Source organism: Actinomadura rayongensis (genome assembly GCF_009831215.1).
Taxonomy (GTDB): domain Bacteria; phylum Actinomycetota; class Actinomycetes; order Streptosporangiales; family Streptosporangiaceae; genus Spirillospora; species Spirillospora rayongensis.
On record NZ_WUTW01000002.1, the window covers coordinates 150,021 to 160,818 of the forward strand.

At 73.5% G+C, this 10,798-nt stretch carries 10 protein-coding genes; 3 read left to right on the forward strand and 7 right to left on the reverse strand.

Annotated elements, in window-relative coordinates; genetic code table 11:
• Positions 1–4: 4 nt before the first annotated feature.
• The 3 genes from GQ466_RS10105 to GQ466_RS10115 form a co-directional block, all read right to left on the reverse strand.
• The gene (locus tag GQ466_RS10105) at positions 5–1,045 is read right to left on the reverse strand and encodes a BMP family lipoprotein (RefSeq protein WP_161102627.1); all 1,041 of its coding nucleotides are present in this window, start codon (positions 1,043–1,045) and stop codon (positions 5–7) included.
• Positions 1,046–1,254: 209 nt separating this feature from the next.
• The gene (locus GQ466_RS10110) at positions 1,255–2,526 is read right to left on the reverse strand and encodes an amidohydrolase (RefSeq protein WP_161103806.1); all 1,272 of its coding nucleotides are present in this window, start codon (positions 2,524–2,526) and stop codon (positions 1,255–1,257) included.
• Positions 2,527–2,698: 172 nt separating this feature from the next.
• On the reverse strand, positions 2,699–3,859 hold the full coding sequence (locus tag GQ466_RS10115; RefSeq protein ID WP_161102628.1) for a glutamate--cysteine ligase: 1,161 nt from the start codon (positions 3,857–3,859) through the stop codon (positions 2,699–2,701).
• 243 nt (positions 3,860–4,102) lie between these two features.
• On the opposite strand from GQ466_RS10115, the gene GQ466_RS10120 reads away from it, so the two are divergent.
• On the forward strand, positions 4,103–5,269 hold the full coding sequence (locus GQ466_RS10120; protein WP_161102629.1) for a D-alanyl-D-alanine carboxypeptidase family protein: 1,167 nt from the start codon (positions 4,103–4,105) through the stop codon (positions 5,267–5,269).
• A 7-nt stretch (positions 5,270–5,276) separates the two neighbouring features.
• Here the strand turns inward: GQ466_RS10120 and GQ466_RS31420 are convergent, their stop codons facing one another.
• The 4 genes from GQ466_RS31420 to trpS all read right to left on the reverse strand — a co-directional run bounded on the left by GQ466_RS31420 (position 5,277) and on the right by trpS (position 8,625).
• Positions 5,277–6,446: a SpoIIE family protein phosphatase gene (locus GQ466_RS31420; RefSeq protein WP_161102630.1), complete on the reverse strand. Its 1,170-nt coding sequence runs from the start codon at positions 6,444–6,446 to the stop codon at positions 5,277–5,279.
• 46 nt (positions 6,447–6,492) lie between these two features.
• Complete coding sequence (locus tag GQ466_RS10130; protein WP_161102631.1) at positions 6,493–6,927, reverse strand: hypothetical protein; 435 nt, start codon at positions 6,925–6,927, stop codon at positions 6,493–6,495.
• A 101-nt stretch (positions 6,928–7,028) separates the two neighbouring features.
• Positions 7,029–7,589 (reverse strand): 2'-5' RNA ligase family protein, encoded by a 561-nt coding sequence (locus GQ466_RS10135; protein WP_337193411.1) that lies wholly within the window; start codon positions 7,587–7,589, stop codon positions 7,029–7,031.
• Complete coding sequence (gene trpS / locus GQ466_RS10140; RefSeq protein ID WP_161102632.1) at positions 7,579–8,625, reverse strand: tryptophan--tRNA ligase; 1,047 nt, start codon at positions 8,623–8,625, stop codon at positions 7,579–7,581. The genes GQ466_RS10135 and trpS overlap by 11 nt, the downstream gene beginning before the upstream one ends.
• Before the next feature lie 232 nt (positions 8,626–8,857).
• On the opposite strand from trpS, the gene galE reads away from it, so the two are divergent.
• Both galE and GQ466_RS10150 read left to right on the forward strand, forming a co-directional pair.
• Positions 8,858–9,829: a UDP-glucose 4-epimerase GalE gene (gene galE / locus GQ466_RS10145; protein WP_161102633.1), complete on the forward strand. Its 972-nt coding sequence runs from the start codon at positions 8,858–8,860 to the stop codon at positions 9,827–9,829.
• Entirely contained in the window at positions 9,826–10,794 is a 969-nt protein-coding gene (locus GQ466_RS10150; RefSeq protein ID WP_161102634.1) for a GHMP family kinase ATP-binding protein, read from the forward strand. The genes galE and GQ466_RS10150 overlap by 4 nt, the downstream gene beginning before the upstream one ends.
• The last annotated feature ends 4 nt before the right edge of the window (positions 10,795–10,798 follow it).

The window sequence follows — 10,798 nt, forward strand, 5'->3', positions numbered from 1 at the left end:
CGCTCTACTCGGTCGGGACGACGATCTTCCCGGCGACGATCTGGGCCTTGAGGTCGTCCAGCTGGGCCTTGATGTCGTCCATGTGGCCGCCGCTCACCGCGAAGCCGACGCCGTCATTGGCCAGGTTGTATTGCTTCGTCCCGGCCTTGAACGTGCCGTCGCCGACCGACTTCACGAAGTCGTACACCGACAGGTCCACGCGCTTCACCATCGAGGTGAGGATCTGGTTCTTCACCGCGGCCAGCGCGGGCTGCGCGTACTGGTCGGAGTCGACGCCGATCGCCCACTTGCCCGCCGCGCCGACCGTCTTGATCACGCCGAGGCCCGCGCCGCCGGCCGCGTGGTAGATCACGTCCGCGCCCTGGTCGAGCTGGCCCTGCGCGGCCTCGCTGCCGAGCGCGGGGTTCTTGAAGCCGTCGAAGTTCGGGGGCTGCGTCAGGTACTTGCCGGGGAGCACCTTGATCCCCGGCTTCACCTTCTTCGCGCCCGCGTCGTACCCGGCCTCGAACTTGTGGATCAGCGGGACGTTCACCCCGCCGATGAACCCGATCGTCCCGGTCTTGGACTTCAGCGCCGCCGCCGCGCCCACCAGGTACGAGCCCTGCTCCTCGGAGAAGCATGCGCCGAGGACGTTCGCGCCCGACACCTTGCACTGGTCGGCGTCGACGACGAGGAACTTGGTGTTCGGGTAGTCCTTGGCGACCTTCAGCACCGCCGCCGTGTAGGCGAACCCGATGCCGATCACCATCTGGTAGCCCTTGCCCGCCAGCAGGCGCAGCCGCGACTCCTTGTCGGCGTCCGGCTCGTCCTGCTTCGCCGAGATCTCCTCGGTGGTGACCTTGAGTTCCTTCTTGACCCGTTCCAGGCCGCGCGCCGCCGAGTCGTTGTAGGACTGGTCGCCCCGGCCGCCCACGTCGAACGCGAGACCGACCTTCACGGTCTTCTGGTCGGAGGTGGCGGCCTTCTTGCCGCCGCACCCGGCGGCGGTGAGCGTCAACGCGGTGCCCGTCAGCGCGACGAGCGATACCTTCAGACCACGGCGCAACGTGCGCTCCCTTCGTTCCCCCCGCCCGACGCGCGGCGGTGATTCCGGCCACTGGAATCCAGGGGAAGTTATCCCGCGAGCAGGGAAAAACGCCCAGGCGGCGTCGAACCGCAACGCGTCCGTTATCGGGGCGGGACCTGCCCGCCGCCGGGGGACCGAACGCGGTTACGAACGTGTTGCGACCTGGGCGTTCACCCGTCACCGGCAGGTCAGGCCAGGGCCGCCCCCGCCACCGGCTCGCCCGGACGGCGGCCGTCCCACAGGGCGGTCAGCGCCGTCGCGGTCAGGACGCGGACGCCGACCGGAATGCACCCCTCGTCCACGTCGAAGTCGCCCCGGTGCAGGTCGTAGTCGGCGGTCGAGCCCGGCGTGCGGACGCCGAGCCGCGCCAGCGCGCCCGGGACCGTCTCCAGGTACCAGCCGAAGTCCTCGCCGCCGAGGCTCTGCGGCGTCGGGACCGCGCCGTCCGGGCCGAGGACGAGCGCCGCCGCGTCGCGGAACATGTCCACGCTCGCCGCCTCGTTCACCGTCGGCGGGACGCCCCGGACGTACTCCAGCGACGCCTCCACGTCGTACGCGGCGGCGACCGACTGGAGCAGCGACCGCATCATCTCCGGCGCGCGGTGCCAGGCGTCGTCGTCCAGGCAGCGGACGGTGCCCTCGGCGATGCCGTCGTCGGGGATCGCGTTCGCCACCGACCCGGCCGACACCCGGCCCCACACCAGCGACAGGCTGGACCGGGGGTCCACCCGCCGCGACAGCGCCGCGGGCAGCTCGGTGACGATCTTCGCCAGCGCGTACACCAGGTCGGCCGTGAGGTGCGGACGCGCCGTGTGCCCGCCCGGCCCGGTCACCCGGACGTACACCTTGTCGCACGCCGCCGTGATCGCCCCGGCGCGCAGCCCCAGCTCGCCGACCTCGATGCGCGGGTCGCAGTGCAGCGCGAACACCCGGTCCACGCCGACCGCGCCGCCCGCCGCCAGCACGTCCAGCGCCCCGCCCGGCGACTCCTCGGCGGGCTGGAACACCAGCCGCACCCGGCCGGGCAGCAGCCCCGCCGCCGCCTGCCGCGCGAGGAACAGCCCGGCGCCGAGCACCATCGTCGTGTGGACGTCGTGCCCGCACGCGTGCGCGACGCCCGGCACCGTCGAGCGGTACGGGACGGCCGTCTTCTCGTCCTGCAGCGGCAGCGCGTCGATGTCGGCCCGCAGCGCGACCGTCGGCCCGTCCTCGGGCCCGACGTCGCAGAGCACGCCGGTGCCCTTCGGCAGGACGCGCGGCGCGAGCCCCGCCTGCCGCAACCGCTCCACGATCCGCGCCGTCGTGCGGTGCTCGGCGTACCCGAGTTCGGGATGCCGGTGCAGATCGCGGCGGAACTCCACCAGCTCGCCGCCGTGCGCGGCGAGGAACGCGTCGAGCTGCGGCCGAAGCGCCCCCGCCGTGTCCGGTCCGCCCGCCGGCGGAGAAGCGACGCCGGGCATGAGCCCGGGCCCTGGCTGCGTCATGTGCGCCCCCTGTGCGAGGGACGGACGGCGCACCGCCCGTCCCGAGACCTGTTCGGTGGCGTCCGGCCCGGTGGCGCCGGACGCGGTGGAGCCGGGCGCGGACCGCGGGACGCCCCGGCCGGGCTCGCGCCCGCCGTCCCGCCGGTCCTCATCGCCGGGCATGCGCGACCTCCGTGACGAATCTGTCCTCGGCCAGCTCGGCGACGGCCGCGTCCACCACGTCCTCCAGGGAGCCGCCCGCGGCGCGGATCGCGCGCTGGCGCTCGTAGGACGCCCCCCGGTCGAGGACCTCCGCCGCGACCCCCAGTTCGGCCGCGCAGCCGAGCCGCTCGGCGACCGGTTCCAGCTCGCGGACCAGCTCGTACAGCTCGTCGCGGAGCGGGGCGGTGCTCCCGCCGTCGTCGGTGATGACGACCGCGTCGAGACCGTAGCGGGTGGCGCGCCACTTGTTGTCGCGCACGACCCAGGCGGCGGGACGGGGCAGGGTGTAGCCGCGGTCGATCTGCTGCTCGAACAGCGTCACGAGGCTCTGGCACAGCGCCGCCGCCATGCCCACCTCGCGCAGGGTGGGAATGCCGTCGAACATCCGGATCTCGACCGTACCGAAATCGGGATGCGGGCGGATGTCCCACCATACCTCTTTGATGCTTCGGATCGTCCCCGCCCTGAGCAGGGTGGCCATGTAGTCCTCGAACTCCGGCCAGCCGTCCAGCAGGTGCGGGGGACCCGCCGTCGGGAGCTGGCCGAACACGATCGCGCGGCTGGACGCCAGGCCCGTGTCCGCCCCGCCCCAGTACGGGCTGGAGCCGGTCAGCGCGAGGAAGTGCGGCAGGTACCCGGCGAGCGCGTTGACGATCGGGATCGCCTTGGCGCCGTCGGTGACCCCGACGTGGACGTGGACGCCGAACGTCTGGATCCGCCGCGCGAGCCACTGCATCTGCTCCACCAGGTCGGCGTAGCGCTGCATCGGGGCCATGACGGCGTCCCGCCAGTCGCTGATCGGGTGGGTGCCGGTGCAGGCCAGCCCGATGCCGCGCGCCGCCGCCGCGCCGCGCAGCGCGCCGAGCGTCGCCGCGAGGTCGGCCTTGGCCTCCCCGACCGTGTGGCAGATCCCGGTGACGATCTCGACCGTGGACTCCATCATCTCGTGCCGGGCCTTGGCGTTCCCGCCGCCCTCGCTGAGGCTCGGCAGGTCGGCGAGGACCTCGCGGGCGTCCTGGCGCAGATGCCGGGTCTTGGCGTCCACGAGTTGAAGCTCCCACTCCACGCCCAGGGTCGCGCCGCGTGAGGGGTTGAAGTCAATGGCCACGGAGACCTCCGCTCGCAATCCTCGCAGGTCGGTGTACGGCACGGGGAGCAAATCCGTCGGCGGACCGGGAACCCTGCACGACGGAACCATCGGCGATCACCGTTATCGGCCATCGTTTCCGCCTTCGCCACCACCCGAACGGACTAGCTCTCGGCACCCGTCCGATCATTACCGGGGGGATAGCTCGCTTTTCACTCCCATGGGTACGGTTCTGTCGACACGTCGCTCACCGCTCGGGGAATCATGGGATCATCACGGGGACTTCCACGTCGCGCCGCGTTCGTCGCGACGGCCGCGCTCTGCGTATCGGCCGTGCCGGGGACGGCGACGGCCGCGCCGCCGGTCGGGGGCGAGCGCCTCGGCGCGACCGGGACGATCGTGGACGCCCCCGCCGGGTTCCGCGCCCCGCCGAAGATCAACGCCGCGTCCTGGGTGATCGCCGACGCCGACACCGGCCAGGTCCTCGCCGCCAAGGACCCGCACGGCAAGTACCTGCCCGCGAGCACGCTGAAGACGCTGACCGCGCTGACGCTGATCCCGAGGCTGGACCCGAACCGGCTCGTCCGGCCGTCGCAGAAGGCGTGCGACGTGGAGGGCACCAAGGTCGGCATGACGCCGGCGATGCAGTACAAGGTGTCGGACCTGTTCCACGCGCTGCTGATGATGTCGGCGAACGACGCGGCGGTGACGCTCGCCGAGGCCAACGGCGGCATGGCCCGGACGATCGCGGACATGAACGCCGAGGCGCGGCACCTGCACGCGTCCGACACGCTCGCCGCGTCGCCGAACGGGCTGGACGTGGACCTCGGGCTGAACGTCCGGACGCAGCACACCTCGTCCTACGACCTCGCGCTGATCCTGCGGGAGGGCATGAAGAACCCGGACTTCCGCGCGTACGTCCGGGCGCTGACCACGCACTTCCCCGCGCCGCCGACCAAGCGGCAGCGCAAGAAGGGCCGCAAGACCGGCGGGTACCCGATCTACACGCACAACCGGATGCTGGCGGGCCAGCCGCACGCCTACACCGGGATGCTCGGCGGGAAGAACGGCTACACGGTCGCGGCGGGGCAGACGTTCGTGGCCGAGGCCAAGCGCGGGAACCACACGATCCTGATCTCGCTGATGAAGGCGGACGTCCCGCCGTCGCCGTACGCGGCCAAGCTCCTGGACTGGGGGTTCGCGGCCGCCGGCAAGGTGCGGCCGGTCGGTGAGCTGGTGGCGCCGGGCACGCCCGCGAACGCCGGGGTCCAGGGCAAGTCGGCGAAGGTGCTGTCGTCGTCGCTCGGCTCGACCGAGAGCGGCCGGCGCTGGTGGCTGGTCGGCGGCGGCGCGGCGGGCGCGGTGATGGCCGTCGCGGTCCTGTTCGCGGTGCTGCGCCGCCGCCGCTCCCCCGCCGACGAGACGACCTGACCCGCGCTCAGCCGAGACCGGGGCCGCGCCAGTCCATGCAGAGGACGGTCGCGTCGTCGCGGAGCCGTCCGCCGACGGCCTGGTACACCGCGCGGGTCAGGGTCTGGGCGGCCTCGCGCGGGTGGAGGTGCCCGGTGTCGCGGATCAGGGCGGGGATTTCCACGGCCCCGGCCTCGCGCTCCAGCATCCCGTCGGTCACGAGGACGATCCGGTCGCCGGGCCGCAGCGTCAGGGTCTGGACGCCGTAGACGCCGGCGCCCGGCACGCCGAACGGCAGGTCCGGGACGAGTTCGAGTTCCTCCACCGCGCCGCCGCGCAGCCGCAGCGGCCACGGGTGGCCCGCGTTGACCAGCTCGCACGCGCCGTCCGCGAGCCGGACGCGCAGCAACTGCCCGGTGGCGAGCGCGCCGCGGCCGTGGTCGGCGACGGCGCGGTGCGCGTCGGTCGCCTGCACGGCGAGGCCGCCCCCGGCGCGGCGGACGCGCCGCAGCGCGCCGACGAGCAGCGTCGCCAGCAGCGCGGCCTCGATGTCGTGGCCCATCGCGTCGGTGATGGACACCTGGACGGTGTCGTGGTCGAGCGTGAAGTCGTAGGTGTCGCCGCCGATCCTGTCGGCCGGCTCCAGGGCTCCGGCGAGGACGAACTCGGCCCCCTCCAGCGTCGTCGCCGACGGGAGGAGCTGGTGCTGGATCTCGGCGGCGAGGTTGAGCGGCGTGGTCCGCCTGCCCCACTTGTACAGGTCGGTGAAACGGCTGTCGGTGACGACCATGTACGCGAGGGCGTGCGCGACGGCGCGGATCGCGCGCAGGGCCGGGTCGTCGGCGGCGGCGACGGTCAGTTCGAGCAGCCCGATGACGTCGCCGCGATTGCTGACCGGCACGATCAGCCGGACGCCGCCCGACGCCAGATCGTGCTCGGTGGCGGGACGCTGCGTGCGCAGGACCTTGTCGTACACGCTGCCGCGGAGCTCGATGCGGGGCGCCGCGCGGCCCGCCACCCCCGCGCTGCGCGGGCCGAGCCGGACGAGTTCGCGGCCGAGGATGTCGGCGAACAGGAACGAGACGGACGTCGCGCCGAACCGCCGCGCCAGCTCGTCCGTGACCACGTCGACGGCCGCCACCGGCGACGCGAGCTCCGCCGCGCCGAGAACGTCCCAGGATTCGGTGCTACCGGACACGCTCCGTGTCCTTCCCTGCCACCGCGCGGTTACGCGGCGCGCCTACTCACGCGGTGCGGGCGAGGGCGCGGAAGGTGAGGCGCTGGTTGAGCCAGAGCAGGGCGACCGTCCCGGCGGTCATCGCGGCGGCGAGGGCGAGGTGGGCGGCGGGGGCGGTGATCTGGAGGCCCAGCGCGGCGAGGACGGCGTGCAGGGCGATCCGGGCGGCGACGAGGGCGACGGCGATCTTGCGGGTGCGGCTGTTGCGCAGCATCGCGCGGGCGAGCTTGAGGCGGCGGCGCAGGACGGTCAGGCCGACGACCATGTTCACCGCCGCGAGGGCCAGGAGGAGCGCCCAGGCGCCGTGCCAGGCCTTGCAGAGGTCGAACGCGCCCGCCATCAGGCCCTCGAAGCCGAAGAACCAGACCGGGAGCGGGCGGACGTCGCGCAGGTCGTCCCACGTGATCTCGGTGCCGCGCCGCCGGGCGATGATGCCGTTCATGTCCGCTCCCTGGGGGTTCATCGGTTGACGTCCCCATCGTCGCGGCGGCGCGGCGGACGGCGGCAGAGCCGGTCCGCACCGGAAAAGGCAGGACAAATGTCCTAGTCGTGGCCCGTGCCGAACGTGAAGTCGCGGTCGCGGCGCCAGATGCCGTCCCGGCCCAGCTTGTAGAGCGCGAAGCCCCAGGCCTCAAAGTCCGCGCGGAAGCCCGAAAGCTCCTTGAACGCCCGGTCCATCACCTCGTCGGGCAGATGGTGGGCGATCGTCACGTGCGGGTGGTACGGAAACGTCGGGTCGCCCTGGAGCGGACCCGTCATGACGTTCGCCTGGACACGCTCGCAGCCTTCGATTCCTTCGGCGAGCGCCACGAAAACGACCGGGGAGACGGGACGGAACGTTCCCGTCCCCCGCAACCGGATCCAGAACCGGCGCTCGGCCGTCGCGACGCGCAGCAGATGGTCCACGACGCCCGGCAGCTCGGCGCACGGCACCACCGTCGGCGGCGCCAGCGTGATGTGCGCGGGGATCGAGGCGGCGAGCGGGTCGCCGAGGGACAGGCGCGCCTCGCACAGGCGCCGCCCGAACGGTTCGGGGACCGGGATCGAGATCCCGATCGTCACGGCGGCGCCGGGGGCGCGCCCGTCCCCAGGGTCAGCGGCCACGTCCGACGAATCCCACCCGGTCGCGCACGATCTCCATCGTCCGGGACGCGACGGCGCTCGCCCGCTCGGCGCCCCGGGCCAGCAGCTTGTCCAGCTCGTCCTCGTCGGCGAGCAGGGCCTGGGTGCGCTCGCGGATCGGGGTCAGCGCGTCCACCACGATCGCGGCCAGGTCCTTCTTGAACTGGCCGTAGCCGCTGCCCGCGTACCGGGCCTCGATGGCGTCGGGGGTGGTGCCGTCCAGCGCGGCGAAGATCCGCATGAGGTTGGTGACGCCGGGCTTCTCGGCCTCGTCGTAGCGGACCTCGGTGCCGGTGTCGGTGACCGCGCGCATGATCTTCTTGCGCAGCGGGCCGGGCTCCTCCAGCAGGTCGACGATCCCCTGCGGGGACGACGCCGACTTGCTCATCTTGACCGTCGGCTCCTGGAGGTCGGTGATCTTCGCGGCGGTCTTCGGGATGTAGCCGTCCGGCAGGACGAACGTGTCGCCGAAGCGGTGGTTGAAGCGTTGCGCGAGCGTCCGCGTCAGCTCCAGGTGTTGCCGCTGGTCCTCGCCGACCGGCACCTCCAAGCGCGCGCCCGCGCCGGGCTCGGGCGTGTAGAGCAGGATGTCGGACGCCATCAGCACCGGGTAGGTGAACAGCCCGACGGTCGTCGCCGACGTGCCCTGCTTGGCCGACTTGTCCTTGAACTGCGTCATCCGACCGGCCTCGCCGAACCCGGTGAGGCAGCCGAGCACCCACGCCAGCTCCGCGTGCTCGGGGACCTGGCTCTGCACGAACAGCGTCGAGCGCTCCTGGTCGATGCCCATCGCGAGCAGCTGCGCGGCCGACACCCGCGACCGGTGCCGCAGCAGCGCCGGGTCGTGCTCCACCGTGATCGCGTGCAGGTCCACCACGCAGTAGAACGCGTCGTGGCTGTCCTGCAGCGCCACCCACTGCCGCAGCGCGCCGAGGTAGTTGCCGAGGTGGAACGAGTCGGCGGTGGGCTGGATCCCGGAAAACACGCGCGGGGCGGCGGACGCAGGCGCTTCGGACATTCGCACGGATTCGATTCTCTCAGGCCCGTTACGGAACGGCGTCGCGGACCACGGGACCCTCCGGCCAGGATGGCCTCGCCCCGCGGTGACACCACCGGCACGGGGTGGTCGGGCGCAGCGTCCCCATTCTACGTCCGGGAGATCACCGGGCGTTTGACGGAGTGCACGGCCGCGGCCCGGACGCGGTGGGTAGCCTGAGCGGCGTCGTACCCGGCGTCCTGGAGGTCAGCTCGTGAAAGTTCTCGTCACCGGCGGCGCCGGCTACATCGGCGGCGTCGTGTCCGCCCGGCTCATCGCGGCGGGCCACGAGGTCGTCGTGCTGGACGACCTGTCCACCGGCCACGCCGACGCCGTCCCGCCGGGCGCCACGCTGGTGATCGGGACGCTGCGCGACACGTCCCACCGCGTCCTGTCCGAGGGCGGGTTCGACGCCGTGCTGCACTTCGCCGCCAAGTCGCTCGTCGGCGAGTCGGTGGAGAAGCCCGCGCTGTACTGGGACAAGAACCTCGGCGAGACGCTGGCGCTGCTGGACGCGATGCGCCGCACGGACGTCTCCCGCATCGTGTTCTCCTCGACCGCCGCGACCTACGGCGAGCCGGAGGCCACGCCGATCACCGAGACGGCGCCGACCCGTCCGACCAACCCCTACGGCGCGTCCAAGCTGGCGATCGACACGACGCTCGCCGAGTTCGCCCGGCTGTACGGGCTCGGCGGGGTGTCGCTGCGGTACTTCAACGTCGCGGGCGCGCTGCTCGACGACGGCCTGGCGCTCGGCGAGCGGCACACGGTCGAGACGCACCTCATCCCGAACGTGCTGAAGATCGCGCTCGGTCAGGGCGACGCGGTGAAGATCTTCGGCGAGGACTACCCGACGCCGGACGGCACGTGCATCCGCGACTACGTCCACGTGGTCGACCTCGCGGACGCGCACCTGCTCGCGCTGGACGCCGTCGTGCCCGGCACCCACACGATCTTCAACCTCGGCAGCGGGACGGGCTACTCCGTCCGCGCGGTGGTCGAGGTGTGCCGCGAGGTCACCGGGCACCCGATCCCGGCGCGGGCCGAGGCGCGGCGGCCCGGCGACCCGGCCGTGCTGGTCGCGTCGTCGGACGAGATCCACCGCACGCTCGGCTGGAAGCCCGAGCGCGACCTGACCGCGATGGTCGCGGACGCCTGGGCGTTCCTCAGCACCGGGCCGCGATGACGGGCGGCCGGTGGCGCGCGCCGGGCCGCGTCGTCCTGCTCGGCGAGGAGCACGACGCCGACGGACCGGCGCTGACCGTCGCGATCCCCGGCGGCGTGACCGTGGACGCCGTGCGCTCCGACACGCTGGACCTGCCCGCCGAAGCCTGGACGGCCCCGGCGGCGGACGCGGCCCGGCGGCTGGCCGCGGGCGGCGTCGCGGTGAAGGCCGAGACCGACCTGCCGCCGGGCCTCGGCGCCCCCGGCGCGCTCGCCGCCGCCGTCGTGCTGGCGCTGCGCGACCTGTACGGCCTGGACCTGGACGCACCCGCGCTGGTGCCGTTCGCAGCCGAGCCGGGCCGTCCGGACGCCGCCGCGTCGCTGCTCGGCGTCGCGGGCCGCGCGGTGCTGGTCGACCGCCGCACCTACGTTGCGGGCACGCTGCCGTGCGATGTGACGCGCGCCGGATTGGTCCTGTTCGCCGTGGACACCCACGCGGGCCCCGACCCGGGCCTCGCCGCCGCGCGCCGGGACGAGTGCGCGGCGGCGGCCCGGCGGCTCGGCGTCGCGTCGCTCGGGGACGTCCGCGACCTCGCCGGGGCGCTGGCGACGCTCCGCGACCCGGTCCTGCGGCGCCGCGTCCAGCACCTCGTGACCGAACGGCACCGGATCGACGCGGCGGCGGGCCTGCTGCGCGCGGGCGCCGTCGCGGAGCTGGGGGCGATGCTGAACGCGTCCCAGATGTCCCTGCGCGACCAGTTCCAGACGTCCTGGCCGCAGGCCGACGCGACCGTGGACGCGGCCCTGCGCGCGGGCGCGCGCGGCGCGCGGATCTCCGGCGGCCCCGGCGGCGCGGTGACCGTCCTGGCCCCCGCCGACCGCGCGCCCCGTATCCGGGACGCGATCACCGCGGCCTTCACCGCCCGCGACTGGCCCGCCCCCGCCTTCCACGACGCGACCCCGTCCGACGCCGCCGCCCGCCTCTGACCGC

What these genes read in the sequence shown, in the direction of transcription:
- GQ466_RS10110 (WP_161103806.1), bottom strand. Translation starts at nt 2,526, where the DNA reads ATGCCCGGCGTCGCTTCTCCGCCGGCGGGCGGACCGGACACGGCGGGG.
- GQ466_RS10120 (WP_161102629.1), top strand. Translation starts at nt 4,103, where the DNA reads ATGGGATCATCACGGGGACTTCCACGTCGCGCCGCGTTCGTCGCGACG.
- GQ466_RS10130 (WP_161102631.1), bottom strand. Translation starts at nt 6,927, where the DNA reads ATGAACGGCATCATCGCCCGGCGGCGCGGCACCGAGATCACGTGGGAC.
- trpS (WP_161102632.1), bottom strand. Translation starts at nt 8,625, where the DNA reads ATGTCCGAAGCGCCTGCGTCCGCCGCCCCGCGCGTGTTTTCCGGGATC.
- GQ466_RS10150 (WP_161102634.1), top strand. Translation starts at nt 9,826, where the DNA reads ATGACGGGCGGCCGGTGGCGCGCGCCGGGCCGCGTCGTCCTGCTCGGC.